The organism is bacterium, assembly GCA_035370465.1.
In the GTDB taxonomy this organism is placed as follows: Bacteria; Ratteibacteria; UBA8468; order B48-G9; family JAFGKM01; genus JAGGVW01.
Genome location: DAOOVW010000014.1, coordinates 1 through 26,819, shown reverse-complemented (window position 1 = coordinate 26,819; position 26,819 = coordinate 1). Strand labels below are relative to the sequence as shown.

Annotated in this window: 25 protein-coding genes and 1 other RNA gene; 7 read left to right on the top strand and 19 right to left on the bottom strand. The window is 29.0% G+C overall.

The features are described 5' to 3' along the window. Nucleotides 1-103 precede the first annotated feature (103 nt). From PLW95_03305 to PLW95_03295, 3 genes are read left to right on the top strand one after another with little or no spacing between them, the layout of a single operon-like run. The gene (locus PLW95_03305; protein HOV21692.1) at nucleotides 104-1,975 is read left to right on the top strand and encodes a phosphoenolpyruvate carboxykinase (GTP); all 1,872 of its coding nucleotides are present in this window, start codon (nucleotides 104-106) and stop codon (nucleotides 1,973-1,975) included. After that, a complete protein-coding gene (locus PLW95_03300; GenBank protein HOV21691.1) occupies nucleotides 1,972-3,114 on the top strand; it encodes a pyridoxal phosphate-dependent aminotransferase in 1,143 nt (380 codons plus the stop codon). The genes PLW95_03305 and PLW95_03300 overlap by 4 nt, the downstream gene beginning before the upstream one ends. Continuing rightward, nucleotides 3,107-3,925: a hypothetical protein gene (locus tag PLW95_03295; GenBank protein HOV21690.1), complete on the top strand. Its 819-nt coding sequence runs from the start codon at nucleotides 3,107-3,109 to the stop codon at nucleotides 3,923-3,925. Before PLW95_03300 ends, PLW95_03295 begins: the two co-directional genes overlap by 8 nt. A 25-nt stretch (nucleotides 3,926-3,950) precedes the next feature. On the opposite strand, the gene PLW95_03290 is transcribed toward PLW95_03295, so the two are convergent. The 19 genes from PLW95_03290 to PLW95_03200 all read right to left on the bottom strand — a co-directional run bounded on the left by PLW95_03290 (nucleotide 3,951) and on the right by PLW95_03200 (nucleotide 22,039). Further along, the gene (locus PLW95_03290) at nucleotides 3,951-5,081 is read right to left on the bottom strand and encodes a putative peptidoglycan glycosyltransferase FtsW (protein HOV21689.1); all 1,131 of its coding nucleotides are present in this window, start codon (nucleotides 5,079-5,081) and stop codon (nucleotides 3,951-3,953) included. Beyond that, a complete protein-coding gene (murD, locus tag PLW95_03285; GenBank protein ID HOV21688.1) occupies nucleotides 5,047-6,381 on the bottom strand; it encodes a UDP-N-acetylmuramoyl-L-alanine--D-glutamate ligase in 1,335 nt (444 codons plus the stop codon). Before murD ends, PLW95_03290 begins: the two co-directional genes overlap by 35 nt. Further along, nucleotides 6,378-7,454 (bottom strand): phospho-N-acetylmuramoyl-pentapeptide-transferase, encoded by a 1,077-nt coding sequence (gene mraY, locus PLW95_03280; protein HOV21687.1) that lies wholly within the window; start codon nucleotides 7,452-7,454, stop codon nucleotides 6,378-6,380. The genes murD and mraY overlap by 4 nt, the downstream gene beginning before the upstream one ends. A 3-nt stretch (nucleotides 7,455-7,457) precedes the next feature. Continuing rightward, complete coding sequence (gene murF / locus PLW95_03275) at nucleotides 7,458-8,813, bottom strand: UDP-N-acetylmuramoyl-tripeptide--D-alanyl-D-alanine ligase (GenBank protein ID HOV21686.1); 1,356 nt, start codon at nucleotides 8,811-8,813, stop codon at nucleotides 7,458-7,460. Then, nucleotides 8,800-10,299: a UDP-N-acetylmuramoyl-L-alanyl-D-glutamate--2,6-diaminopimelate ligase gene (locus PLW95_03270; GenBank protein HOV21685.1), complete on the bottom strand. Its 1,500-nt coding sequence runs from the start codon at nucleotides 10,297-10,299 to the stop codon at nucleotides 8,800-8,802. The genes murF and PLW95_03270 overlap by 14 nt, the downstream gene beginning before the upstream one ends. Beyond that, nucleotides 10,296-12,062, bottom strand: coding sequence for a penicillin-binding protein 2 (locus PLW95_03265; protein HOV21684.1), 1,767 nt, complete (start codon nucleotides 12,060-12,062; stop codon nucleotides 10,296-10,298). The genes PLW95_03270 and PLW95_03265 overlap by 4 nt, the downstream gene beginning before the upstream one ends. Further along, nucleotides 12,037-12,372 carry a hypothetical protein gene (locus tag PLW95_03260; GenBank protein HOV21683.1) on the bottom strand — a complete coding sequence of 112 codons (336 nt, stop codon included), beginning with the start codon at nucleotides 12,370-12,372 and terminating at the stop codon, nucleotides 12,037-12,039. Before PLW95_03260 ends, PLW95_03265 begins: the two co-directional genes overlap by 26 nt. After that, a complete protein-coding gene (gene rsmH, locus PLW95_03255) occupies nucleotides 12,369-13,235 on the bottom strand; it encodes a 16S rRNA (cytosine(1402)-N(4))-methyltransferase RsmH (GenBank protein HOV21682.1) in 867 nt (288 codons plus the stop codon). The genes PLW95_03260 and rsmH overlap by 4 nt, the downstream gene beginning before the upstream one ends. A 1-nt stretch (nucleotide 13,236) precedes the next feature. After that, nucleotides 13,237-13,671 carry a division/cell wall cluster transcriptional repressor MraZ gene (gene mraZ, locus PLW95_03250; protein HOV21681.1) on the bottom strand — a complete coding sequence of 145 codons (435 nt, stop codon included), beginning with the start codon at nucleotides 13,669-13,671 and terminating at the stop codon, nucleotides 13,237-13,239. Between the two features lie 135 nt (nucleotides 13,672-13,806). After that, entirely contained in the window at nucleotides 13,807-15,030 is a 1,224-nt protein-coding gene (locus PLW95_03245) for an L-rhamnose isomerase (protein HOV21680.1), read from the bottom strand. Nucleotides 15,031-15,058: 28 nt separating this feature from the next. Further along, nucleotides 15,059-15,402: RNase P RNA component class A (gene rnpB / locus PLW95_03240), an RNA gene on the bottom strand. Nucleotides 15,403-15,423: 21 nt separating this feature from the next. Further along, on the bottom strand, nucleotides 15,424-15,840 hold the full coding sequence (locus tag PLW95_03235; protein HOV21679.1) for a ribonuclease HI family protein: 417 nt from the start codon (nucleotides 15,838-15,840) through the stop codon (nucleotides 15,424-15,426). Then, nucleotides 15,840-16,541, bottom strand: a complete 702-nt coding sequence (locus tag PLW95_03230) for a hypothetical protein (protein ID HOV21678.1) — start codon at nucleotides 16,539-16,541, stop codon at nucleotides 15,840-15,842. Before PLW95_03230 ends, PLW95_03235 begins: the two co-directional genes overlap by 1 nt. A 53-nt stretch (nucleotides 16,542-16,594) precedes the next feature. Beyond that, a complete protein-coding gene (queF, locus tag PLW95_03225) occupies nucleotides 16,595-16,990 on the bottom strand; it encodes a preQ(1) synthase (protein ID HOV21677.1) in 396 nt (131 codons plus the stop codon). Between the two features lies 1 nt (nucleotide 16,991). Next, nucleotides 16,992-17,264: an acylphosphatase gene (locus PLW95_03220; GenBank protein ID HOV21676.1), complete on the bottom strand. Its 273-nt coding sequence runs from the start codon at nucleotides 17,262-17,264 to the stop codon at nucleotides 16,992-16,994. Between the two features lie 48 nt (nucleotides 17,265-17,312). After that, nucleotides 17,313-18,938, bottom strand: coding sequence for a chaperonin GroEL (groL, locus tag PLW95_03215; protein HOV21675.1), 1,626 nt, complete (start codon nucleotides 18,936-18,938; stop codon nucleotides 17,313-17,315). A gap of 13 nt (nucleotides 18,939-18,951) precedes the next feature. Beyond that, nucleotides 18,952-19,254 (bottom strand): co-chaperone GroES, encoded by a 303-nt coding sequence (groES, locus tag PLW95_03210; GenBank protein ID HOV21674.1) that lies wholly within the window; start codon nucleotides 19,252-19,254, stop codon nucleotides 18,952-18,954. A 748-nt stretch (nucleotides 19,255-20,002) separates the two neighbouring features. Next, a complete protein-coding gene (locus PLW95_03205) occupies nucleotides 20,003-20,761 on the bottom strand; it encodes a PIG-L family deacetylase (GenBank protein HOV21673.1) in 759 nt (252 codons plus the stop codon). Between the two features lie 204 nt (nucleotides 20,762-20,965). Then, nucleotides 20,966-22,039: a sugar kinase gene (locus PLW95_03200; GenBank protein HOV21672.1), complete on the bottom strand. Its 1,074-nt coding sequence runs from the start codon at nucleotides 22,037-22,039 to the stop codon at nucleotides 20,966-20,968. Between the two features lie 151 nt (nucleotides 22,040-22,190). On the opposite strand from PLW95_03200, the gene PLW95_03195 reads away from it, so the two are divergent. The 4 genes from PLW95_03195 to PLW95_03180 are packed head-to-tail and all read left to right on the top strand — an operon-like array spanning nucleotide 22,191 to nucleotide 26,488. Then, the gene (locus PLW95_03195) at nucleotides 22,191-23,252 is read left to right on the top strand and encodes a uroporphyrinogen decarboxylase family protein (protein HOV21671.1); all 1,062 of its coding nucleotides are present in this window, start codon (nucleotides 22,191-22,193) and stop codon (nucleotides 23,250-23,252) included. Next, nucleotides 23,249-24,268, top strand: coding sequence for a phosphoribosylformylglycinamidine cyclo-ligase (gene purM / locus PLW95_03190; protein HOV21670.1), 1,020 nt, complete (start codon nucleotides 23,249-23,251; stop codon nucleotides 24,266-24,268). The genes PLW95_03195 and purM overlap by 4 nt, the downstream gene beginning before the upstream one ends. A 59-nt stretch (nucleotides 24,269-24,327) precedes the next feature. Then, nucleotides 24,328-25,146: a PIG-L family deacetylase gene (locus tag PLW95_03185; protein HOV21669.1), complete on the top strand. Its 819-nt coding sequence runs from the start codon at nucleotides 24,328-24,330 to the stop codon at nucleotides 25,144-25,146. 31 nt (nucleotides 25,147-25,177) lie between these two features. After that, on the top strand, nucleotides 25,178-26,488 hold the full coding sequence (locus PLW95_03180) for a B12-binding domain-containing radical SAM protein (protein HOV21668.1): 1,311 nt from the start codon (nucleotides 25,178-25,180) through the stop codon (nucleotides 26,486-26,488). Nucleotides 26,489-26,819 lie beyond the last annotated feature (331 nt).

The following is a 26,819-nucleotide window of genomic DNA, read 5'->3' as shown; positions in this document are numbered from 1 at the left end:
GTGAGGGGGCTTAATTTTTATTATACTTCTAATGTAAGAATGGCATAAAAAAGTTGACGGGTGTTTTTTTTATTTGGTATAATGATTGGTTAAAGGAGAGACTATGGATAACAACTTGAAAGCAAAACTAAATGAAAAAAATTATGAAAAGTTAAGTAATGTAAAAAATAAAAAAGTACTGGACTTTATTTCTTATTTTGTTTCTCTATGTAATCCGGACAGTGTTTTTGTAAGAAGTGATTCAGAAGAGGATATAGAATACATAAGGAATAAAGCAATTGAGTATGGAGAGGAAATAAAATTAAAAAAAGATGGGCATACTGTTCATTTTGATGGATATTATGACCAGGGAAGAGATAAAGGTAATACAAAGTTGCTGGTAACAAAAGGGATGGAATTAGGTTCTTTACTTAATTATACTGATAGAGAAAAGGGATATGAAGAAATTATGCAACTTCTTAAAAATATAATGGTAGGGAAAGAAATGTATGTTCTTTTTCTCTGTCTTTGTCCTGTTAATTCCCCATTTTCTATCTATTCAATACAATTAACCGACTCTGCTTATGTTGCTCATTCTGAAGATATTTTATATAGACCTGCTTATTCTGTTTTTACCGAAAAGGAAGATATTGATTTTTTTAAGTATGTTCATTCTGCTGGAGAGTTAACTGAAGATAAAACAAGTAAAAATTTTGATAAAAAAAGAATTTATGTTGATTTTCTTGAAGATACTGTTTATAGTGTTAATACTCAATATGCAGGAAATACAGTTGGTTTGAAAAAACTTGCTCTTCGTTTGGCAATAAGAAAGGCATATAAAGAAAAATGGCTGGCTGAACATATGTTTATAATGGGTGTAAAAGGGAAGGGGAGGAAGTCATATTTTTTAGGTGCTTTTCCGAGTATGTGTGGCAAAACATCTACTTGTATGGTAAAAGGAGAAACAATTATAGGAGATGATATTGCCTACCTGAAAAAAAGAAATGGTAATGTTTATGCTGCTAATGTTGAAAGAGGAATTTTTGGGATTATACAGGATGTCAATGAAAAAGATGACCCTCTTATATGGAAATCCCTTATGACACCAGGAGAAGTAATTTTTTCTAATGTTTTACTTTCAAATGGGAATGTTTTCTGGAATGGATGTGGATTAGAAATACCTGATGAAGGAATAAATTTTTCAGGTAAATGGTGGAAAGGGAAAAAAGATGAAGAAGGAGAAGAAATACCTCCTTCACATCCAAATGCAAGATACACTATAAGGTTAAATTCTCTTGAAAATTTTGACCCTGAAGGTGAAAATAAAGAAGGTGTTGAGGTCAGTGGAATTATTTTTGGTGGGAGGGACTCTGATACATGGCCACCTGTTTTTGAAAGTTTTGACTGGCAACATGGTGTAATAACAATTGGGGGAACCTTAGAATCAGAGACAACAGCAGCAACTCTTGGAAAATCAGGTGTAAGGGTATTTAATATTATGGCAAATATGGATTTTATTTCAATTCCAATTGGTAAATATCTTGAAAATTACCTTGAATTTGGTAAAAAAGACATTGTTAAAATACCAAAAATTTTTGGAGTGAACTATTTTCTTAAAGATGAAAATGGAAATTTTTTAACTGATAAACAGGCAAAAAGGGTCTGGCTAAAATGGATGGAATTAAGGGTGCATAATGAAGGAAAAATAATAAAAACCCCTATTGGATATATTCCTGAATATAATGACCTTAAATTTCTTTTCAAAGATGTCTTATCACAGGAATATACTGAAAATGATTACTTAGCACAATTTTCTTTAAGGGTTTCAAATAATATATCAAAAATTGATAGGGTAATTGAGATTTATAAAGGGTTAAAAGATATTCCAGAAATTGTATTTGATGTTCTGGAAAATCAAAAAGAACAACTAATTGATTTAAAAAATAAATATGGGGATGTTGTCTCTCCATATCATATCAGAGAGGAAAATATATGATATCTAAAAGGGCAGAAGAAATAAAACCATCGGTAACTCTTTCAATAAATCAAATGGCAAAAATGTTAATTTCAGAAGGGAAGGATGTTGTTAATCTTTCAGTTGGAGAGCCGGACTTTGATACTCCACAACCAATAAAGGAATTTGCAAAAAAAGTAATAGATGAAGGGTTTACAAAATATACAGAAGATAAAGGGATTAAGGAATTAAGAGAAGTTATTGCTGAAAAACTTTTAAAAGAGAATAATGTAAAATATATGCCTGACCAGATTGTTGTTTCAAATGGAGCAAAACATTCACTTTTCAATATATTTCTGGCAATTTTAAATCCAGGTGATGAAGTTATAATTCCATCTCCTTATTGGGTGAGTTATCCTGCTATGGTAAAAATTGCAGGTGGAGTACCTGTTTTTTGTAAATGGAATGAGAAATTTAAAGTAGATATAGATGAATTGAAGCAAAAGATTACCCCAAGAACAAAAGGTATAATATTAAACACTCCTTCAAATCCTACTGGTATTATTTATACAAAAGAAGAGTTGGAAGAAATTTCAGAAATCCTTGTTAGAAATAATATTATGTGTATTTCAGATGAAGTTTACGAAAAAATAATTTATGATAAAATACATATAAGTATTGCATCAATATCAGATGAAATGAAAAAATTGACAATTGTTGTAAATGGTGTATCAAAAACATTTGCAATGACTGGATGGAGAATTGGATATATTGCAGGTGAAAAAGAAATAATAGATGCAGTAAGTAAAATACAGAGTCAAACAACTTCTGCGCCATCTTCAATTTCACAAAAAGCAGCATATTTTGCAATTAAAGAAGGAGAGTACCTTTATAAGAATATGGTTGAGGAGTTTAAAAAAAGAAGGAATTTTCTTGTTGAAAATTTATCAAAGAAAATTATTTTTCCATATCCTGATGGTGCTTTTTATCTCTTTTGTTCTTTTAATAATATGGATTCAAAAATTATTGCTCAGAAATTACTTGAAGAAAAATTTGTTTCTGTTGTTCCTGGAGATGATTTTGGTGCAGAAAAATTTTTCCGTATTTCTTATGCAACTTCTATTAAAAATTTAGAAAAAGCAGTTGAAAGAATTAACGAGTTCGTAAATGAAAATGAATAAAATTAAAATTATATTTTTTATTATTTTTTTGTCCTTTCCTTATTTTTTGTTATCTGAAACATTAAATTATGTCTTCAAAGAAGATGTACCTGTCAGTTATAAATTTAAAATTGCAGGAGATATTTCATTTGGTTATAATCAAACAGAAAAGAATAATTTTAAAGTTTTAGCAACTGGGAATATTGATATAAAAACAATTAAGACAAATAACTCATATACTCTTGAAATTATCCCGCGGAAAACACTTATTAAAGTAAATGATATGGTAATTGAAGATATAACAAAAAACGAAACAGAAATATCAAATGTCGTTTCAACAAGCAGGGTAGAAATGCAGAAAAATGGGAAAATAATAAAAACAGAAGAAATTGAGCCAAATATAATAAATATAGGAAATTTTTTATCTCTACTTCCTGTATTTCCTGAGGGGAAGATGTATAAAGGGAGAACATGGCAACAAAAAATATCTTCTTTTGAAATACCAGGATTTTTGAAAATGTGTAATTTAGATTTTAAATACTTTATAAGTGATATAAAAGAAGAAAGATATACGATAAAGTTAATTTCAAATAATAGTATTATTGATGAAAAAGAAGTGGATAAGGACATAACAATTGAATTTAAAGGAACAAACAATTCAAATGGAAATTTTGTTTTTAATGGTAATAAAGGCAAACTTGAAAAATTTAATGGAAATTTTAAATTAAATTTAAAATTATTTTTTCTTCTGCCAGGTACACCTGGAGAAAATACTACAAACCAATCACTTCCGATGGATCTGAAAATAAACCTTTCTATATCCTTAGAGTAAGTTTCAGGACTTGATTATTGAATTTCTAAAAATCAAGGAAATCATCTAAGTCCCCTTTAATACATACTCTCTTCGCAATAATTATTAATATCCCTAATGTAAGAAAATTGATAACAAAAGATGACCCACCTTTACTGAAAAATGGTAATGTTGTTCCTTTTGATGGGATTATTGAAATAACAACAAGAGCATGCAGTAAAAACTGAAAACCAAAAAGTGTCCCAATTCCTGCTGAAAGATATTTATCAAAATTATTTTTTGCTAATGTAGAAACTTCAAATGAAGAAAAAACAAGAATTGCAAATAAAATTAAAATAAAACTGGTTCCAATAAATCCTTTTTCTTCTCCAACTACTGCATAAATGTAATCTTTATTAACAACTGGGAGAAAACTGAGTTTCCCTTCTCCCCTGCCCAAACCTTTCCCGAATACCCCACCAGAACCTAAAGTAATTCTTGATTGAATAATCTGGTACCCACCACCCTTAGGGTCAGAAGTCGGATTGAGAAAATTTTTAATTCTCTCAATTCTGTATGGGAAAAGCAAAATAAGACCTGCTATTAAAATTACTCCTAAAATACTGAAAATTGTAATATATTTCATTTTTAACCCTGCCAGAAATAAAAGGAAGAAAAAAGTTGCTCCCATTATTACAACTGTTCCCATATCTTTCTGGAATTGTAAAATTATAATTATGAAAAGGAAAAATAGGACAGGAAATAATAAGACCTTCCAATTGTTAATCATTTTATCTCTCATATTGAGGTAATTTGCAAGAAATATAATAAATGTTAATTTGACAAGTTCAGATGGTTGAAAAGAAAGGGGTCCTATTTTTATCCATCTTAAATATTCTGGTTTGTGATAAATAAGGTTAAGCATCACCGGTATAGTTAGTAGTGCTAAGGAAAAAATAAAAATTAAAAAAGAAATTTTTTCAATTTTTTCAATACCAATTTTTTTTAAAACATATAGAAGAAAAACGCTCAAAATTATCCATATAATTCTCTCATATAAATACAGTAATGGATTTCCGCCTTCTGAAATTCCATATGAAACAGAGGAACTTAATAGAAAAACAGTGCCACAAACAATTAAAAAGGCAGATGAAATGCAAATTCTATAATAAATTGCTGACTTTCCTCTTATAAACATTTCCTCTCTCCTCGTAATTTTTAAATTGGTCAAATGATGCACAACCAGGTGAAAGTAAAACGATATCTCCTTTTTCAGAATTTTTATAAGAAAAATCAACTGCATCTTCTAAGTTATCAAATTTTCTAACCGGGATTTTCTTAATTTTTAATTCATTTTCTATTTTATCTTTTGCCTTGCCAAACAGAACTAATAATTTGACTTTTTTTTCAATTATATTTCTCAACTGCTTAAAAGGTAGTTCTTTATCAAGACCGCCCATAAGCAAAATTACCTTTCCATCAGGTAGACATTCAAGGGCATTTTCAACTGCATGTGGGTTTGTTGCTTTTGAATCATTAATAAATGTTATTCCATTTATTTGACGAACTTTTTCCATTCTGTGAGATGGAGGAGTAAAGTTAACTAAACTTTCTTCTATAATTTCATTTTTAATATTACATATTTTACCAATTGATACTATTGCCATTGTATTATAAATGTTTCCTTTACCTATAAGGTTTGTTTTATCAAAATTAACTATTTTTTCATTATTGTAATATATAGAGTTATTTTTAAAATAAACATCAAAATTTTTAGAAAAACCAAAAAAGATTTTATTCCCTTTAATTTTCTTGCCGATATTTATACAGTTTTTATCATCTCCATTTAACACAGCCCAATCGTTTTCCTCTTTATTTATAAAAATTTTTTCTTTACTTCTAATATATTCATTAAAATTTGCATATCTATCAAAATGGTCATCTGCAATATTTAAAATTACTCCAATATATGGTTTGAAATTTCTGATTTTTTCTAATTGAAAACTACTAACTTCAATAATAATATATGTATCTTTTGTAATTTTTTCAATTTCAGATATAAATGGGTTTCCTATATTTCCACAAACAACATAAGGTTGATAGGCAAATTTTAAAAGATTACCAGCCATTAAAGTAGTTGTTGTTTTTCCATTTGTTCCTGTAATAGCAATTATTTTTTTTGAAGGTGAAAAACTATAAGATAATTCAATTTCACTGACCACAGGGATTTTTTCTTCTAAAACAATTTCAGGTAAAACCCTTTCATCAACACCAGGACTTATTACAATTAAGTCAGTTCCTTTCAAAAAAGAAGAAGAATGTTTTCCAAATTCAACTTCAATTTTCCCATTTAACTTTTTTAAATTCTCTATTTTTTCTTTTGTTGCTTCCTTATCTGTTATAAATACATTTACTTTTTTATTTAAAAGAAAATTCGCAACTGCAAGTCCTGTTTTTCCAAATCCAACAATAACAACTTTTTTATTTTCTAAATTCATCTTATTTTGAGAGTTATTACTGTAAAAAGTGATAAAATGAGTGTAAGTATCAAGAATCTTATAACAACTTTTGATTCAGGTATTCCTCTTTTTTCAAAATGATGGTGTAATGGTGTCATAAGAAAAACCTTTTTGCCTCTTGTTTTTACTGATATGATTTGAATAACAACTGAAAGTCCTTCAATAAGAAATATACCTCCTACAAAAATTAAGGAGAGTTCCTGTTTTACAATTATTGCTAAAAATCCAATAATTCCTCCAAGTGGTAAAGAACCAGTATCACCCATAAAAATTTCTGCTGGATAACAATTGTACCATAAAAATCCTAAACAGGAGCCAACAAGAGCACCAGTAAAAATGGTAACTTCTTCCGCACCTTTAACATATGGTATACTTAAATACTCTGCGAATTTAATATTACCTGCTAAATAGGATATTGCAGCATAAGCAAGGGTAACAATCATTACAGAACCAATTGCAAGTCCATCCATTCCATCTGTGAGATTTACTGCATTTGAAGTTGCAACAATGAGGAATATTGCAAAAAGAATATAATATTCTCCAAGAGGTATTACTACTTTTTTAAAAAAAGGAAGATAAACAGAAGTATCAAAGTTTATTCCCTGACCATAAACAAGAACAATACCTATAACCAATCCTGCACCGACCTGGGCAACTATTTTTATAATTGGTCTTAATCCCTTTCTTGAACTTTGATTTACAAGTTTTTTCATGTCATCCCAATATCCAAAAAGAGCAAGATAAATGGTAAGAAAAATCAGAAGGAGAATATAGATATTTGATATATCAGCCCATAAAATTGTTGAAAATAGAAGAGTGGAAAGTATAAAAATTCCACCCATTGTTGGGATGTCTTTTTTATTATTTTCTCTAAAATTTAAAAAATCATTTGGATGGCAAAACCTTTTCATTGAATTTATAAATTTCTTACCAAAAATGATTGAAATTATAAGAGATGTAAATGTTGCAAGAGTTGCTCTAACTGTGATATATTTGAACACATTAAATCCAAACCAGTACTTTACGCATTCATACAGTAATTTATAAAGCATTTTTTATCCTATTTCCTTTATTAAAAATTTTGTTATTTCTCCCATATTCAAGAAGTTTGAACCCTTTATTAAAATTCCATCTCCTGTTTTAATTTTATTTTTAATAAATAAATTTAATTTTTCAATATCTGAAAAATGTTTTCCCAAATTTAGGTCAGATATTATTTTACTTTTCTCCCCTAATGATATTACCATGTCAATATCAAGTTTTCTAATAAGTTGCCCGATATATTTATGGTAAAATGAAGAAAATTTTCCAAGTTCAGCCATATCTCCAATTATAGCAATCTTTCTTTTAAAATTTTTTCTTGAAAAACATATGAGCGAATTTTTTAATGAGTTCGGGTTTGAATTATATGATTCGTCAATAAGACAAACTCCTTTTATTTTATATACTTTTCCTCTGCCTTCTATTGAATTAAACTTTTCAATTACACCTTTTATTTTATCAAAATCAATACCAAATTTAATAGAAAAAGCAATAGATATAAGAGATGGATAAATCATTGAAGTATTCCAGAAATTTACTATAAATTTTTCATTAAAGTTATTTACTTTAAAAGAAAAAAAATCATTACCTTCGTCTATAATTATTCCTCTTACATCTGCTTTTATACTTTTACCAAAACTTTTTACATTTCCGGAAGACCTGCTTTTTAAAAAATTAAAAAAATTATCGTCTCTATTAAAAAGACAAAATTTTTCTCCTTTTAAGTTATTTAAAATCTCGCTTTTACTTTCTGCAATTTCTTTTATATTTTTAAAAAATCCAATATGTGCCCGTCCAATATTAGTAATGGCACAACTATCAGGTTTTGCTATTTTACTTAAATAATCTATTTCTCCTTTCTTACTCATTCCCATTTCAAGAACACCAATTTCAGTTTTTTTATCAAAAGAAAGTAAAGAAAGAGGAAGACCTATTTGATTATTATAATTTCCCTGGTTTGCCCTTACATTAAATTTCTCTGCCAAACATTTTGCAATAAGTTCTTTTGTTGTTGTTTTCCCATCACTACCCGTTATACCAATTATATATGGGTTTATGTAATTTCTATATTCCTTTGCAATATCTCCTAATGACTTTAAAGTATCTTTGACGCGGATAATAAAAAATTTTTTTTCTGATGAAAAAGATATATTTTTATCAACAATTGCCCCTATTGCTCCATTTTTATATGCTTCTTGAACAAATTGATGCCCGTCAAATTTTTCTCCTTTTAATGCAATAAAAATTTCACCCTTTTTTATTTTTCTTGTATCAGTGGAAATACCATTTATATAAAGAGGGAGAAAATTTTTATTATTTATTTCACCTTTACACCATTTAACAATTTTTTCTATTTCAATTTTTTCCATATAGTTCTTTCACTGTTTTTTTTGCTTCTTCTCTATCGTCAAATGGAACTGTTACATCTTTTAATATTTGAAATGTTTCATGTCCTTTTCCTGCTATAACGACACAATCATTTTCCCCCGCAAGAGATATTGCTTCTTTTATTGCCTGTTTTCTATCAATAATTACTGCATATTTCTTTTTAAGATAAAAGGGGATACCTTTTTCAATATCTTTTATTATTTCTCTTGGTTCTTCACTTCGTGGATTATCAGAAGTTAAAATAACAATATCAGATAATTTTACTCCAATTTTTCCCATTAAAGGTCTTTTGCTTTTATCCCTGTTTCCTCCACATCCAAAAACAAGAATAATTCTTTTTGGTTTCATTTGTCTAACTGATTGAAGTAATGTTAAAAGAGCATTATGAGTATGAGCATAATCTACAATAATATCAAATGGTTGTCCTTCATCTATAAATTCAAATCTTCCAGGAACAGATAAAGTTTCTTCAATTCCTTTTATTATGATTTCTTTATCAATATTATAACCTGTAGCAAAAGATATTGCGGCTAAACAATTATAAACATTCCCAATTCCTCTTAAATGAGTAAAAACTTCTATTTTTTCACCATATCGCTGGAAAATAATTTTATTCCCATTTCTTGTTAAAGAATAATCAATCAATTTTATATCACTTTTTCTATGTTTTCCATAGGTTATTATTGACTCAATTTTTGCTTTTTTTGCTTCTCTTAAAAAATATGAGGAGAATTTGTCATCTAAATTTATTATTGCTTTTTTATTTTCTTTTTTACTTTCTTTTAAATATATAGAAAAAAACTTTAACTTTGTTTGAAGGTAATTTTTAAATGTTTTATGGTAATCAAGATGTTCAAAAGGTGTAATATTTGTAAATATTCCACAATCAAAATTTATTCCTAAAATTCTTCTTTGTTCTATACCATGAGAAGAAATTTCTAAAACAGCCCATTTACATTCTTCTTTTAACATTTCAGAAAAAAATGCTTGTAAGTCGGCTGATTCTGGAGTTGTATTAAAAGAGATAATTTGTCTTTGCCCTATTTGATAGGAAATTGTACCAATTAATCCTGCTTTTTCTCCTGCCTTTTCTAATATATTTTTAATAAGAAAACTTGTTGTTGTTTTTCCATTTGTTCCTGTAATTCCAACAATTTTTAATTTAGAGGAGGGGTCATTATAAAATCTTGAAGATATAATTGCAAGAACTTTTTTTGTATCATCAACTACGATTTCAACGACATCTGAAATAAGAAAAGATGTTTTTTTTTCAACAACAATACATTTTGCTCCTCTTTCTATTGCCTCAGGAATGAATTTATGTCCATCTTCTTTCTCTCCTTTTAAAGCAACAAATATATAACCATCTCTTACTTTTCTTGAATCAAAAGCAATTCCTTTGATGTCAATGTTTTTAAAATTGTACACTTTTTTGTCAATATCTTTAATTAAGTCCTTTAGTTTCATTTTTTTCCTTTCTTTTCTAACACTATTTTTATTTCCTCATGGTTATTGTCAGGTGGAACATCACAGTACTGCAAAATTCTCCACATTGTATTTTTGAAAATAGGCGCTGCTACAACTCCTCCATAATAAAGTGGTTTTGGCTCATCAACATTTACTGAAATTATTATATTACTATTATTTTGAGTGAGAAATCCAATAAAAGATGCACAGTATTTACCATGAACATATCTCCCATTTTCTGCTTTTTGTGCTGTTCCTGTTTTACCATAAATTTTATACCCTTCAATAGAGGCGAGAGGTGCTGTTCCCTGTTCACTTACAACTTTTAGTAGTGCTCCTTTCATTATTTCACAACTTCTTTCTGAAATAACTTTCCTTTTTTTTATTGGGACTTTGAAGAAATCTTTTCCATCAGGTAAAGTGACTTTTTTGACTAAATGTGGCCAGACAAGATATCCTCCATTACTTAAAACAGCCATTGCTCTAATACCCTGGATTGAAGTTATTCCTACTTCCTGGCCTATTGGAACAGCAGTGATGGAGTAATTACTCCATTTTTCTAATGGTCGCAAGACCCCTTTTATTTCACCAGGTAAATCAATTTCAGTCAGTTGCCCAAAACCGAATTTTTTACAATACTCATATAATTTTTCCTCACCGAGTGAAAGAGCAATTTTTATTGTGCCAATATTACTTGATTTTACTATTACATCTATGAATGAAAGGTCCCCATATTTATGAGTATCGTGTACATAATGTCCTCTGACAAAATATTTGCCATTTTCACAAAAAATTATATTATAGGGAGAAAAAATTCCTTCTTCAATAGCAGCGGTACCTGTAACAATTTTAAAAACTGAACCAGGCTCTAAAAAATCAGTTATACATCTATTTCTTCTATATGATTCAGGAAACTTTGAAGGAAAATTCAGGTCATAATCAGGAACATTTGCCATTGCGAGTATTTCTCCATTTTCAGGGTCCATAACAATTTCAGAAATACTGTTGGAATTAAAATTCTTTAATCCATCCTTTATTTCTTCTTCTACCATAAACTGTATATTTGAATCTACTGTAAGATATATATCTTTTCCTTCTTCTGGGGGAATAAGAACTTTATTTATTGTTGGAATTAAATTACCTTTACCATCTTTCAGATATAAAACAACTCCTTCTCTTCCTCTTAAAAGGTTATCATAAAACAATTCTATTCCTTCAAGTCCATTTCCATCTTTTCCTATGAAACCAAGGATATGACAACAATGACTACCATTAGGATAAACTCTCTTATAATTCCTTACAAAATAAATTCCCTTTATTTCTCCTTTTTCATATTCATCTTTTATTTTTTGGTATTCTTCAACTGTTAAATTATCTTTTAGAATTGCATATGGCTTTTTCGTTTTCTCTTTTAAAATTTGTTTTTCTATACCAAGACAATCACATATTTTTTTCTCTTCAATATCATCTAAATTTTTTTCCTTTAAATTATTGATAACCCATGTATCAATTCCAACAGAATAGACAGGTACACTCATAGCAAGAATTTTGCCATTTCTATCATAAATTGTTCCTCTACAAACAGGGATTTTTACTTTTTCGTACCTTGTCTTTTTGTCTTTTAATGAATAAATTGAATAATCAATTACCTGAATTTTGAAAAGGCCAAACAATACAACAGAAAAAAGAAAAAGAAAAAAATATTTTCCATATTTCATTCTAAGATTAAAATTATTTTTATTGTCTTGTTTCTGCATATGCATTATCTATTACCCCCTCATTTTCTTCATTTTTTTTCTTAATGTCAACATAACACCATTTTTCTGGTGAAATAAAATTAAGTCCTAAGTTATTGGAAAGTTGTTTTAAATTATCAGGATTGGTTAACTCTAAAATTTTTGCCTTATATGTTTTATTAATAAATTCAAGTTCATCGTATTCTTTTTCTAATTTTTCAAGTTGATAACCTGCTTGAATTACTTTAAGGTGAATTGATACATAAAAAATAAGTAATGGAGTAATACAAATTATAAGAAAAAAATAGTCAGGGATAAAGAATTTCTTTTTTCTCATTTTTTCTCACCTGCTCTTAATTTTGCACTTCTACTTTCAGGATTTTTCCTTATTTCTTCTTCATCAGGAATAATTACTTTTTTAGTTATAATTTTAATATCATCTCTATTTTTTAAGAACCTTTTTACAATTCTATCCTCAAGAGAATGAAAGGTGATGACAATAATTCTTCCATTTTCTTTTAGTAAATTTACTGCCTGATTTAAGCCATCTTTTAAATTGGGGAATTCATTGTTTGTTGCAATTCTCAAAGCCATAAAAAATTTTGTTGCAGGGTGGATTTTTTTTCTTTCTCTGTGAGTAATAGATGAAATGAAATCAGCAAATTCCCTCGTTGTTTCAAATTCTATTTTTTTTCTTCTTTCTATAATTTTACTTACAATTCTTTCTGCGTTTTTTATTTCCCCATAATTTTTAAAAATATAAATAAGGTCTTTAGCAGCCCATTTGTTTAAAATTTCTTTTGCATTAAGATTTTGTTCTATGTCATATCTCATATCAATTGGGCCATCAACAGAAAAAGAAAATCCTCTTTCAGGATTTTTAATCTGATGAATTGAAAAACCAAGGTCAAATATTATCCCGTCAATTTTTTTTACATTTTCATTTTTCAAAATTTCTATTAAATTTTCAAAACCACCTTTTATTGCTTTAAAATTTTTAAATTCTATTAAATTTCTTTTTAAATTTTCAATTGCGTCATCATCTTTATCAATACAATAAAGAAAAATATTTTTTGCTGAATTTTTAAGAATATATTTGCTGTGTCCCCCGTACCCTGAAGTTGCATCAACATAAATTCCACCCTCTTTCGGGTTTAATAGTTCTAAAACTTTTTCTTTCATTACAGGATAATGTTCCATTTTATTCTGAACCAATCAACTTTTCTGAAATTTCTGCATAACTTGGTAAAAATTTCTTATAATACTCATCCCACTTTTTCTCGTCCCATATTTCTATTCTGAAACCAACTCCAATAATAACAACTCCATTATTTATTTTTGCATAATTTGTAAGGGTTAAAGGGATATTCAGCCGTCCTTGTTTATCAATTTTTGTTCTGTAAGCACCTGAAAAAAACAATCTTGTAAATGCTCTTGGGTCTCCTTTTGTAAATGGTAATGTTTTCAATTTTTCTGTTTGAGAATTCCATATTGTTTCAGAAAATAAAAAGAGGCATTCTTCAAATCCCCTTGTAATATAAACATTTCTATCTTTTAACTGTTCTCTCATTTTTGAAGGAATTACTATCCTTCCTTCTTTATCTAATTTACTCCTAAATTCACCAAAGTATACCATTTTTTACCTTTTTATATATTTAACACCCTATTTTTTATTTTGTCAAATTTTTTTTCATCAATTAAAAATTATAGGAAAGATGTGCTTTTTAGCAGAAAAATTGAAAGGTAAAAAGGGTAGGTAGGTTTTAAAAAATTATTCTCTTTCTTTTTCTATTTTTTCCTGATAACCAGATTTTTTATATTCTAAAATTGGGTCAAATGCAAGTCCTTTTTCAATTCTTGCTTTATAAATGATTGGTCTTACATCTGTGTTTATTAATATATCGTTAAAATATCTATTTGCTCCAATAATATCATCTTCTAATTGTAAGGTATTTAATTTATTTATATCTACCAGGCATGCTTTTGCAAGAGAAATTTGTAATGAGTCAATTGAATGAATCACTGCCTCAATTCTATTTTCTATTCCTGATGCTTGGTCAATTCCATAGAACCAATTTTTATTTTCTTCTTTGTTTGAAACTACTTTTCCTTTAACTAAATAGTAAAAAATTCTTGCCATTTGTGGGTTAGGTTCAACTGCCAGGTCATCATCCGCTGCATATCTTGTATTGAAATGGAAACCGCATCTCATGCCATCCGAAATTAAGGTAGCAACAATCTGTTCAATATTTACTCCATAAGGATGATGTCCCATATCAATTAAAACACCAGAGTGTTTTTTCCTTAATTTTGCAAGGATATACGAAGTTCCCCAATCAGGAATTGTTGTACTATATGCTCCTGGTTCAAAAAGTTTGTACTCTATTAAAATAAATACATCTTCTGAAATTTTATTGTAAATTTCTTCAAAAGATTTTTTCATCAATTTATAATTCTCATCAAGTTCTATTTGGCCAGGATATAATGAGCCATCTGGAAACCATAAAGAAATAATACTATTTCCAAATTTTTTTGCTATATCAGAAGCAAAAATTGTCTGTTTAATATATCTTTCTCTAACTTTTTTTTCTGGATTTGTGAAAGTTCCCTTATGAGAACCAGAAAGAAAATATGTTGGATTTACAATTCCTAATTTCATTTCTTTATCTTTTAAGTAATTTGTAACTTTTTCAACAATATTTATATCAGGTTCTATTCCATCATCAGAAAAGTCCCATAGAACATGTGTCATAACTTTTTTTCCACATCCAGTAATTTTATATACAAAGCAGGCATCATCTATTTTCTCATAAATATTTCTTGCTGCTGCCGGTGGAGTATATTCTCCAAATCTCCCTCCTCCAAAAGGTCCAAATATCCATGACGGAATTTCAACATCAAAATTTTTAACATATTCAATTGCTCTTTCAACTTTTTCTTTTCCAAATACATTTATCAAATGCTCAATACCATTTTCAATCCATTTTTCATTCATAATTTTCCTCACTTTAACTTATAAGAAAAAAATAGAGTAACTGGTAAGCCGGATTCTGTTTTAAGGCAGTCATTCATCTTGGTCAACAATTACTTGTTGACTCAAGCAGTCTACCCGGGCCTTTTAGGGCAAGGAACCGAAGCCCTGCTTGACCTTACTCCAGATGGGGTTTGTCCTGCTCTATCTGTTACCAGATAGACGGTGAGCTCTTACCTCGCCATTTCACCCTTATCCGCTTATAATATTGCGGACGGTATAGTTTCTGTGACACTTTCCAGTCCTTGTGAACTGCTTCTGTTAGGAGCCATCTTCCTTGCTGGAGTCCGGACTTTCCTCCTATCAAAATTGATAGGCGACTGCCCCGTTACTCTATTTTTTAAAATTATACCTTTTTTAACTGGATGGGAAAAGTGAATTGTAAGATAAAATTTCAGAAGCGATTTTGTCTGCTTTTTTATTTTCTTCTCTTGGTATGTATTTAATCTCAAATGTATTAAAATTTTCTATTAATTTATTTGCAATTATATTTAGTTTTTTAATAAATTCATTTTTTACTTTATACTCTCCTTTAATCTGTTTAACAAGTAATAAACTATCACTTTTAATTTCAATATTTTTTGCTTTTAATTTTATACATTCAATTAAACTATATATTAAAGCCATATATTCAGCAATATTGTTGGTTCCTACTCCTATATATTCACCTTTCTCCATAAGTAAGTTTCCATTTTCATATATTACAATTCCAATAGAAGCATTTCCTGGATTTCCACGACTTGCACCATCAATAAAAACAGTAAGTTTCTTCATTAGTAAAGAATTCTACTACAGTTTTCACACTGAACAATTTCTTTTTTTCTTTTTACTTTTTCACTGATATAGGTAGGAACATAAATTGAACAACCAGCGCATCTTTCATCTTCAAGTCTACATATTGCTACACCATCTTTTTTGCTTTTTCGTATTTTTTCATAAAGGTCAAATAACCCTTTTTCAATATTATTTATTTTTTTCTCTCTTTCTTCTTTTTTCATTTCAATTTCTTTTTTTAAGTCATCGACTCTTCTTTCTTCCTCTTTTAGCTCTATTTCAATTTCTTTTTTAAGTTCTTCTATCTGTTTTTTAAATTCTTTTTCTTTCTCTTTTATCTCGTCATCTTTCTCAAAAAGAACCAGTATATCTTCTTCTATATTCTCCTTTTTTTTCTCAAACTCATTAATTTCTTTTTGAACTGCTAAATATTCTTTATTTGTTCTTACTTCACTCAATCTATCTTTTAATTTTTTTATCTCGTCTTCTATTGCCTTTAATTCAAGTTCTTTCTCTTTTCGCTCAATTGCCACTCTTTTAGATTCTTTCTCAATTGATGAAAGAGCAGATACTTTATCATCTAACTGTTTCTGAAAATTTTTCTTCTTTTCAGGGAAAAGAGATATTTCATTTTCTAACAACTTTATTTCACTATCAATTTTCTGTAGTTCAACTAATTTTTCAATTTCATCTATTAACATAATTTATAATTATAAAATAGATTTTTAAAAAATCAAAATAATTATGAAAAAAATTATTTTATTAAATTATTTTCAGAAGAATAACTAACCTCAACGACAGATTTTATTCCACCTCTTGGGTTGAAATCACCAGTTACCTTAATCCATATGGGATTAATTGTTTTAACAATATCTTTCAGAATTCTATTCACAGCGTTTTCATAAAAAATACCTAAATTTCTATATGCTTGAATATATAATTTTAATGATTTTAATTCAATAACATACTTATCTGGCTCATATTCAATTATTATAGTCCCAAAATCTGGTTGGCTGGTTTTTGGACATATAGAAGTGAATTCTGAAATTATTATTTTTATCTTGTATTTTCTAAATTGGTTTTCAAAATACTGAATATCAGGTAATTTCTGGTGAAGTCCTTTTTTAGCATAATCTTTATATTCATCCATTTTAAAATTTTATATCAAAATCATTAAATTCACCGCTATATTTTTCTTCAAATATTTCAATATTAGATATATTTCTACCTAAATAACCGCTTTTTAATTGAGATAAGAAATCTTTTATTGTGCTATCTTCTCCTTCAACTAATATTTCAACATTCCCATCACTTAAATTTTTTACCCAGCCGACAAGTCCTAACTTTTTTGCTATTTTCTGACAATACCATCTAAAACCTACACCTTGAACAAAACCGCCAATTAAAAGGTGATACCTCTTCATTTTTATAGAAGGAGGTCCCCAAAAGGGACCTCCTTCACTATTTACTTATTAGTATTCAGGATAAGGGGGCGGTGTTGGAACTTTTTCTTCTTTCTTCTCTGGTTTTTCTGTTATAAGTGCTTCTGATGTAAGAAGTAATGCAGCCATACTTGCTGCGTTTTCCAAAGCGCTCCTGACAACCTTTGTTGGGTCAATAATTCCTGCTTTCACTATATCTTCAAATTTATCTTTTTCGGCATTGAATCCAAAATTCACATCATCTGATTCTCTGACTTTTTGAACAACTACTGCCCCATCAAGTCCTGAATTTTCAGCAATTTGTCTCAATGGTGATTCAAGTGCTTTTTGAACAATTTTTGCTCCTGTTTTCTCATCAGGGTCATCAAATTTTAGTTTATCTATCTCTGCCTGGCATCTTAATAAAGCAACACCACCACCAGGAACAACGCCTTCTTCAACTGCTGCTCTTGTTGCACTTAATCCATCTTCAACTCTTGCTTTTCTTTCTTTCATATCTGTTTCAGTTGGTGCTCCGACATTTATTACAGCAACACCACCTGCTAATTTCGCAAGTCGCTCCTGTAATTTTTCTTTGTCATAATCAGATGTTGTTTTTTCAATCTCACTTTTAATCTGATTTATTCTTCCTTGTATTTTTGATGAAGAGCCAGCTCCTTCAACAATTGTTGTATTTTCTTTATCTACTATTATTCTTTTTGCTCTTCCAAGCATGTTTAAGTCAACACTTTCTAATTTAATTCCCAATTCTTCTAATATTGGTTGACCGCCTGTAAGAATAGCAATGTCTTCAAGCATTGCTTTTCTTCTATCACCAAAACCTGGTGCTTTTACAGCACAACACTGGAATGTTCCTCTTAATTTGTTAACAACAAGAGTTGCAAGTGCTTCTCCCTCAACTTCTTCTGCAATTATTAAAAGTGGTTTTCCTGCCTGTGCAACTTTTTCAAGAAGTGGAAGAATATCTTTTACTGCTGATATTTTTTTATCATATATTAAAATGTAAACATCTTCAAGAATACATTCCATTCTTTCAGGGTCGGTAATGAAATATGGAGAAAGATATCCTCTATCAAACTGCATTCCTTCAACCACATTTAATTCTGTTTCTGTCCCTTTTGCTTCTTCAACTGTTATAACTCCTTCTTTACCAACTTTATCCATTGCTTCTGCAATAATCTGCCCTATTTCAATATCGTTTGCAGCAGCAATTGTTGCAACCTGTTGAATTTCATGCTTATCTTTCACTGGCTTACTCATTAATTTCAATTTGTCAACAATTGCTTTTACTGCTTTTTCTATTCCTCTTCTTAAATGGACAGGATTTGCACCAGCAGCAACATTTTTAAAACCCTCTTTTGCTATAGCATATCCTAAAACTGATGCAGAAGTTGTTCCATCACCAGTATCATCGTTTGTTTTAGAAGCAACTTCTTTTAAAAGTTGGGCTCCCAAATTTTTATATGGGTCCTCAAGTTCAATTTCTTTTGCAATGGTAACTCCATCATTAATTACTGTTGGAGAACCAAACTTCTTTTCTAATACAACGCATCTTCCTTTTGGTCCAAGAGTTGGTTTTAGTGCCTTTACCATTATCTCCATTCCTTCAAGTATAACCCTTCTTGCTTCTTCACCAAGTAATATTTGTTTTGCCATACTTCACCTCCTTTTATTTGTCTTCAACGACTGCAAGTATATCTTCTTCTCTAAGAATGATATACTCTTTTTCGTCTATTGTTATTTCAGTTCCTGCATATTTTCCATATAAAACTTTATCTCCAACCTTAACTTCCATTGGAATTATTTTACCACTCTCATCAGTTTTCCCTTTTCCAGCAGCAACAACTTTTCCTTCCTGTGGTTTTTCCTTTGCAGTATCAGGTAAAATTATTCCGCTTTTTGTTTTTTCTTCTGCTTCTGATGGTTCAATTACAACCCTATCTCCAAGTGGTCTAATTCTTAATTTAGCCATATTTCACCTCCTTTTTTAAAAGTATAGAGTTATTTTTTTAGATAATAATTATACCTAAGTGTAAATATTTGTCAACATTTTGCAGGAAATGATTTTAAGAAGTATCAAAGGGATAAAGTATTTTATTGTTGGGAATTTTATTTTCAACAAATATTCTGCTGAAATTATGATATAAAGGAAGAAGTATTATTGTACAAATATTTTTGTGTTGGATTTTAGCTGGAATATCCATAAGTTTATCAGTAATTTCTGTCAGCCCTAAGTGTTCAAGACCACTACTTACTAAAACTTTTTCTCTAAACCTAAAATCCAGCGATATTAATAACTATGTTTTTCTTATCTGATAAAATCTATGGAAAAATAAGGAATTAAAGCAGTTGCCATTTAAATTTTAAATAGTTATATAGAATAGAACAAAAAATAGGAAAGAATGTTTATGTATATGAAGGAGAAAGTTATTGGGATAAAGAGAAGAAACAAGCGAGACAATCTTTGAGTTTCCTTTCTCTTATTCTATATTCAGGTGTTTGTAAAATTATGAGAGAAAAAGGTATTTTTAAAGATTATACTCTTATAGAACTTCTTTATGAATTAAAAAAATCAAAATAGTAGAGATGGAAAATAGTAAAATATTTTTGACTGAAATTTCTAAAAAACAAAAAGATATTTTGAAAAAATTTGATTTACCTATACCTGAATATAATACATAGTGATAAAAAAACGAGATTTTAGGTTAAAAATATGCAAATTAGAGTCGAATTCCCCATGGATATTGAAGAAAACCTGCTGGTCTTAAATCTTTACCAAATAAGGCGAGTAATATTGAATTTATCGGAAAATATGGACCAAGATGTTTAAATCCTTCAGCATATTTGAATTCTGCTTGAATTCCCCATAGACTACACTGTGCTTTTTTATCCTTTATATAAAGTTTAGTTCCAATATGTTTAAATGCTTTCATAGATTGACATACTATTTCCATTTCATTAGTAATATTTATAAAAAAATCAGGTTTAAAATTCTCTGTTTGCCAACTACTTATTTCATATGCCAATATTTCTTTTAAATTTACTTTAATAGACGTTTTCCCTCCAAGTGAAGAATTGATATTAAAATAAGAAATTGCTTCTAATGATGCTTTTGCTGTTCTAACATGGTCAGGATGATTGTCTTTAGGCCATGGAATTAAAATAATTTCAGGATTTATTTTCTTAATTACTTTTGCAATTTCTTTTATTACATTGAAATCCATATCAAAAAGGTGATTATGTTGAAATTTTAACAAAATCTTATGAGTACCCAAAATTTCTGCTGCCTTATACGCTTCTTGAATTAAAGCTTCTTCAGTTTTTTTATCTTTAACAATTGACCAACTTTTAAGATTGCCTATTGTATTAAGAAAATAAACCTTGTACCCTAATTTTATGAACTTCAAACTTATTCCTGCACAACTTCCACCTTCACAGTCATCTATATGCGCTCCAATAACTAATATATTTCTTTTCATTGTTTTTCCTCCATAAAAATTTTTAATAATTTTTCTTATGTTATTTATAGTATTTCAAAATAAGGAGAAAAATAATATCATTTCCTGCTATTTTGGGAGATTTTTTGATTCTCTATACTTTTTATAATTCCTTCTTTTTCATCATAGTATTTCTGTCCCCCAAATTCAAGAGAAAAATATTCCTGCAAATTGTGATTAGATTTTTTACCTTTTTACTCGTGCTTTACCTGCCCATATATCCCATATTTCTTCTTCATTTAGTGGTTGAGCATAGTCAGTTAAAAGTGTTACAACAAGTGCTCCAGATGCCCATCCAAACTGTATCCATTTTTCTTCTGTCCAGTTCTTGAGAATTCCATATAAAAGTCCACCAACAAAAGCATCACCACCACCAATTCTATCAAGAACAAAAATCTCTCTTGGTTCTACTACATACCAGTTTTTCCCAACTGACATTATTGCACCCCATAAATGTTGATTTGCACTTATTACTTCTCTTAAAGTTGTAGCAAAGACTTCTACCTTAGGAAATAACTTTTTTGTTCTTTCAATCATTTCTTTAAAACTATCTATCTGGTCTTTTATATTTTTCCCTCCAACTTCTGGTCCTTTAATTCCTAAACAAAGTTGAAAGTCCTCTTCATTTCCTACAAGTATATCTGAAATACTTGCAATTTCAGTAAAGGCACTTCTTAACTCTTGTTCTCTATTTTTCCAGAAAGATGCTCTGTAATTTAGGTCAAACGAAATTCTTGTGTTATGTTTTTTTGCGATATTGGCAATTTCTAAACAAAATTTTTTTGTATCAGGAGAAAGTGCTGCAATTAACCCTGACATATGAACAATTTTAACTCCTTCTTGCCCAAAAAGTCCTTCTAAGTCAAAGTCCTCAGGTCTTAAAATTCTCCCTACTTCACCACTTCTATCATTCCATACTTTTGGCCCTCTTGCTCCATATCCAGTATCTCCAATATTAAACTGATGTCTATATCCCCATGGTCCTGCCTGCTCAAATTCATTACCTTCAAAATCCATCCCTCTACTTCTCAAATTTTCTTTTATAAATCTTGCAATTGGGCTTCCTTTAACAAAAGCAGTAAGAACTTTTACAGGTATTCCTAAATAAGAAGAAATACTTGCAACATTTGTTTCAGCACTCGTTGCCTGCATTATATATAAAGAACTTGTATGAACTGGTTGATTATTTAAAGGGGTTATTCTAACTCCAATGCTTGTTGGAACTGCAAGACCATATTTACAATTTTCTTTTAATTTCATTTTCTCCTCCATATTAATCCTTTTTAATTTTGAAATTATAATTTATTTTAACATAAATGGCAAATTAAATAGTTTGACAATAGAAAGAAATAGGATTAAATTATAAGAAAATAAAAAAATGTAAAAATTAAATTATTGGTAAAAATAAAAAATGAATCAATTAGAGATATTTCAAAAGACAATAAACCACGAAAGACACGATGAATTTCTTTTTTATGCTGCTTTTACTCCTTATCTTTTGGAGAAATTATGTAAAAAATATAAAATAGAACAGGAAGAAATAATAGATTTTTTTGGGATGTTCAATCCTGTTTTTGTTCAACCAGAAGAGGGAAGAAAAGAAATTGATTTTTCTGAATATTACAGGGATGTTGAAATACCTGAGGGAAGTTTTATAAATTCGTTAGGTGTTCTTGAAGTTCCAGCAGGATATTACCATTTTACTGGATATATAAGCCCACTAAGAAATGTCAAATCAATTAGTGATATTGAAAATTTTCCATTCCCGCAGGCAGAAAAGTTTAGTCCAGCAAATATGAAAGAAGATGTAGAAAAAGCACATAAAGAAGGAAAAGTTTCTGTTTGCTGGGTTGGGCATATGTATGAGACATCGTGGCAGATAAGGGGCTATCAGGAATTTTTGATGGATATGATAGAAAACCCAGAATGGTGTGAATATATACTTGATAGAATAACAGAAAGGAATATTAAAATTGCAGAATTAGGAGCAAGAGCAGGGGTGGATTATATAAAAACTGGTGATGATGTTGCAAATCAAAAATCGCTTATGTTTTCTAAAGAGATGTGGAGGAAATTTATAAAATCAAGATGGAAAAAGGTATATGAAAAAGCAAGGAGTATAAAACCAGATATTCAAATATGGTATCACAGTGATGGAAATATTGAAGAAATTATTCCTGAACTAATTGATATTGGAGTTACAATTCTAAATCCTGTTCAGCCAGAATGTTTAGATATTTATAAAATTAAAAGAGAGTATGGTAAATATATTGTTTTTGATGGAACCATAGGGACTCAATCAACTATGCCATTTGGAAAAGATGAAGATGTTAAAAGTGTTGTAAGAGAAAGAAAAGAAAAATTGGGATATGATGGTGCTTTAATCATTTCTCCAACGCATATTCTTGAACCAGAAGTCCCAATAGAAAATATTGAGGCATTTATTGAGGAATGTAAAAGAACTGAAAAATGAGCGAAAAATATAAAAAAGCAGGGGTGGATGAGGTAAAAGCAGAAGAATTAATTTCTTATATAAAAAAGAAAACGGAAAAGTTACATAAAAAAAAATACATGATTGGTGATATTGGTTTTTTTTCCGGTTTTTTCAAATTTCCTGAAAATTTTAATCAGCCAGTTATTGTTTCTTCAACAGATGGAGTTGGAACAAAAATTTTAGTTTCTCAAATTATGGATAATTATTCAACTATTGGAATTGACCTTGTTGGAATGAATGTAAATGATGTTAGTGTTTCAGGTGCAAAAGTTCTCTTTCTTCTTGATTACATTGCAGTTGGTGAGTTAAAAGGAAAAAGAGAAAAACAAATTATTGATGGGATAGTTGATGGTTGTAAAATGGCAGATTGTGTATTAGTTGGGGGGGAAATTGCACAAATGAAAGATGTTTATGGGAAAAATGGGTTTGACCTTGCTGCTTTTTGTGTTGGTGTTGTTGAGAAAAATAAAATTGTTGATGGAAGTAAAATAAAAAAAGGAGATGTAATTATCGGTATTTCTTCAAACGGAGTTCATAGCAATGGTTTTTCTCTTTTGAGAAAAGTTTTTAAAAATTCTGACTACAAAAAGCATTACAAAGAAATTGGGAAGAAATTAGGAGACGAACTTTTAAAGCCAACATATATTTATTCACCACTTTTGACAAAACTTGCAGATAACAAGATGATAAAAGGTGTTGCTCATATTACAGGAGGAGGGATAAAGGGAAATTTGGTAAGATTGATAAGAGATAATTTAAAATGTGTTATAAATAAAAACAAATGGGAAGTTCCTCCTATTTTTGATATTATAAAAAAAGAAGGAAAAATTTCTGAAAGTGAGATGTTTGATGTTTTCAATATGGGAATTGGACTTATATTAGTTGTTTCACCTGACAATGTTGATAATGCTTTAAATATAATTAAAAAATATAAATTTTCCTCTTTTGTTATTGGAGAAGTTAAGGAAGGTGAAAGAGAAGTAGTTTTACTTTGATTTAATTTCTAAAAAAATAAATTATTTTTTCCAGATTGAAAAAAGGAGAAGAAAAGAGGATGGAAAAAAAATTAAGAATTTTGGTAATAATGGCACATCCAGATGATTCTGACATTAATTGTGGTGGACTGGCTTTGAAATATACACAAAAAGGTCATATTGTAAAATTTGTGTCAACAACAAATGGTGGAACAGGACATTATAAAATTGGTGGAATAGAACTAATAAGAAGAAGATATGAAGAAGCACAGAATTCTGCAAAAGTTGCAAAATTATATGAATATCAAATTCTTGACTGGCACACTGGTGAACTTGAACCAATAGTTGAAAAAAGAAAGGTAATAATTAAAATTATCAGAGATTTTATTCCTGATTTAATAATTACTCATAGACCTTATGATTATCATCCAGACCATAGATATACTTCACAATTAGTTCAGGATGCTTCTTATATATTAACAGTTCCAAATATGTTGCCACTGACTGAATATTTAAAGGAACAGCCAGTAATTTGTTATTCATATGATGGTTTTAAAAAACCCCTTTTATTTCAGGCAGATATTGTTATTGGAATAGATGATGTTATTGATAAAAAATTGGAAATGCTCCATTGTCATACTTCTCAAATGTATGAGTGGCTTCCATTTAATGAAGGGAAATTAGATGAAATTCCCAAAAATGAAAAAGATAGAAAAAAATATCTTTTTAATACAAGATTTTCTCTTTACAAAGAAATTGCAAATAAATATAGAGAGAAACTTGTTGAGTTATATGGAGAAAAAGGGAAAGTAATAAAATATGCTGAGGCATTTGAAATATCTGAATATGGAAAACAAATAGAAAAAGAAGAAATTTTTAAGTTATTTCCATTTTTTTAACCTATCAATGTGCTAATTGGTACGAGATAAAATGAAAGTTCTTATGATAAACCCACCAATTTATGATTTTTCTGCTTATGATTTGTGGATGAAACCCATTGGCTTTTTAAAAATTGCTGATTTGCTTGTTAAAAATGGTATTGATGTTTTTTATTTTGATTTTCTTGATAGAAATAACAATTTTTATAAAGAGAAAGGAATTGCGGATAGAAAATATGGGACTGGAAAATTTTATTCAATTAAAATTGAAAAGCCAGAAATTTATAAACACATCCCAAGAGAATATAAAAGATTTGGTCTACCGGATTACTTATTTTTTGATTTTATAAAAACAATAAAAAAAATTGACTTTATTTTTATAACAACAGGTATGACATATTGGTATTTAGGGGTAAAAGAGATTGTAGAGTTTTGTAAAAATTATTTTCCATCTGTTCCTATTATTATTGGTGGGATATATGCAACTTTTTGTTTCAATCATGCAAAGGAAAAATTAAATGTTGATATGGTTTTTAAAGGGAAAAGTATTGAGGATTTTATAGACCAGGTCAACAATAAATTTTCAAAAAAAATTAAACTTTTTGACAATATTTATCCTTTCTGGGATTTTTATGAGAAGTTGAAATATGTCTGTATCAAAACATCTTATGGTTGTCCTTTTTCTTGCTGGTATTGTGGTATTAAGCAACTTGAACCTTCTTTTTATCAGAGAGACCATTTTGATGTTTTTTTTGAGTTGAAAAAAAATTATGAGAAATTTCATTTTAAAGATGTTGCTTTTTATGATGATGCACTTTTTTTTAATTTTGAAACCCATCTTTTGAAGTTTCTGGAACTGGTAAAAAAGGAAAAAATAAATGTAAGTTTTCATACTCCAAATGGTATCCATCCAAAATTCATAACAAAAGATGTGGCAGTGATTTTAAAAGAATCAAATTTTAAAACAATTCGCCTTTCTCTTGAAACAATAAGTGTTGAAAGGGAAAAAGAGTCAAGCTTTAAAGTATCTTTTTCTGATTTTGAGAAAGCAATTGAAAATCTGGTAATAGGGGGATATTCAAAAGAAGAAATTGGTGTTTATATTCTTGCAGGTCTGCCCTTTCAGAAATATGAAGAGGTTATTAAGACAATAAAATTATTAAAAAAATATCCCTGTAAAATAAATATAGCAGAGTACTCACCAATACCAGGAACAATTGATTTTGAGATAAGTAAAAATTTATATCCCTGTTTACCTATTGATGAGCCATTATTTCAAAATAATTCTATTTTTCCTTTATGGCTGTCTGAGAATAAATGGGAAAAAATAGAAAAACTTAAAGAATTTGCCCATTCGGAATAAAGATAATTTTCATAAAGATTGTCAAATATATAAAAATATGGTAATTTTTAAATAGATACTTCAGTGAAGCCCGTTATGTTAAGTTAGGACAAGGACACAAAAGAAAATCCATCCTAACCTTCCTTTTTCAAAGGAAGGAGACAAACGTTTCCCCTTTGTAAAACCGACTGAAGTTGCTTACCTTGTGCCTCAGAGTTGGTGCGTTATCGTCTCCCAGATAGCACAACTGGGGCAAGGGGAATTTAATTTTCTAAAAAAGAAAGGAGATGATATGATACTAAAAGGATATGTTCATAAATTTGGTGATGATATAAATACTGATTACATTATT

Bases quoted from the DNA above. Each gene is read 5' to 3' on its own strand.
- PLW95_03305 (HOV21692.1), top strand. From the start codon at position 104: ATGGATAACAACTTGAAAGCAAAACTAAATGAAAAAAATTATGAAAAG.
- PLW95_03300 (HOV21691.1), top strand. From the start codon at position 1,972: ATGATATCTAAAAGGGCAGAAGAAATAAAACCATCGGTAACTCTTTCA.
- PLW95_03295 (HOV21690.1), top strand. From the start codon at position 3,107: ATGAATAAAATTAAAATTATATTTTTTATTATTTTTTTGTCCTTTCCT.
- PLW95_03290 (HOV21689.1), bottom strand. From the start codon at position 5,081: ATGTTTATAAGAGGAAAGTCAGCAATTTATTATAGAATTTGCATTTCA.
- murD (HOV21688.1), bottom strand. From the start codon at position 6,381: ATGAATTTAGAAAATAAAAAAGTTGTTATTGTTGGATTTGGAAAAACA.
- mraY (HOV21687.1), bottom strand. From the start codon at position 7,454: ATGCTTTATAAATTACTGTATGAATGCGTAAAGTACTGGTTTGGATTT.
- murF (HOV21686.1), bottom strand. From the start codon at position 8,813: ATGGAAAAAATTGAAATAGAAAAAATTGTTAAATGGTGTAAAGGTGAA.
- PLW95_03270 (HOV21685.1), bottom strand. From the start codon at position 10,299: ATGAAACTAAAGGACTTAATTAAAGATATTGACAAAAAAGTGTACAAT.
- PLW95_03265 (HOV21684.1), bottom strand. From the start codon at position 12,062: ATGCATATGCAGAAACAAGACAATAAAAATAATTTTAATCTTAGAATG.
- PLW95_03260 (HOV21683.1), bottom strand. From the start codon at position 12,372: ATGAGAAAAAAGAAATTCTTTATCCCTGACTATTTTTTTCTTATAATT.
- rsmH (HOV21682.1), bottom strand. From the start codon at position 13,235: ATGGAACATTATCCTGTAATGAAAGAAAAAGTTTTAGAACTATTAAAC.
- mraZ (HOV21681.1), bottom strand. From the start codon at position 13,671: ATGGTATACTTTGGTGAATTTAGGAGTAAATTAGATAAAGAAGGAAGG.
- PLW95_03245 (HOV21680.1), bottom strand. From the start codon at position 15,030: ATGAATGAAAAATGGATTGAAAATGGTATTGAGCATTTGATAAATGTA.
- PLW95_03235 (HOV21679.1), bottom strand. From the start codon at position 15,840: ATGAAGAAACTTACTGTTTTTATTGATGGTGCAAGTCGTGGAAATCCA.
- PLW95_03230 (HOV21678.1), bottom strand. From the start codon at position 16,541: ATGTTAATAGATGAAATTGAAAAATTAGTTGAACTACAGAAAATTGAT.
- queF (HOV21677.1), bottom strand. From the start codon at position 16,990: ATGGATGAATATAAAGATTATGCTAAAAAAGGACTTCACCAGAAATTA.
- PLW95_03220 (HOV21676.1), bottom strand. From the start codon at position 17,264: ATGAAGAGGTATCACCTTTTAATTGGCGGTTTTGTTCAAGGTGTAGGT.
- groL (HOV21675.1), bottom strand. From the start codon at position 18,938: ATGGCAAAACAAATATTACTTGGTGAAGAAGCAAGAAGGGTTATACTT.
- groES (HOV21674.1), bottom strand. From the start codon at position 19,254: ATGGCTAAATTAAGAATTAGACCACTTGGAGATAGGGTTGTAATTGAA.
- PLW95_03205 (HOV21673.1), bottom strand. From the start codon at position 20,761: ATGAAAAGAAATATATTAGTTATTGGAGCGCATATAGATGACTGTGAA.
- PLW95_03200 (HOV21672.1), bottom strand. From the start codon at position 22,039: ATGAAATTAAAAGAAAATTGTAAATATGGTCTTGCAGTTCCAACAAGC.
- PLW95_03195 (HOV21671.1), top strand. From the start codon at position 22,191: ATGAATCAATTAGAGATATTTCAAAAGACAATAAACCACGAAAGACAC.
- purM (HOV21670.1), top strand. From the start codon at position 23,249: ATGAGCGAAAAATATAAAAAAGCAGGGGTGGATGAGGTAAAAGCAGAA.
- PLW95_03185 (HOV21669.1), top strand. From the start codon at position 24,328: ATGGAAAAAAAATTAAGAATTTTGGTAATAATGGCACATCCAGATGAT.
- PLW95_03180 (HOV21668.1), top strand. From the start codon at position 25,178: ATGAAAGTTCTTATGATAAACCCACCAATTTATGATTTTTCTGCTTAT.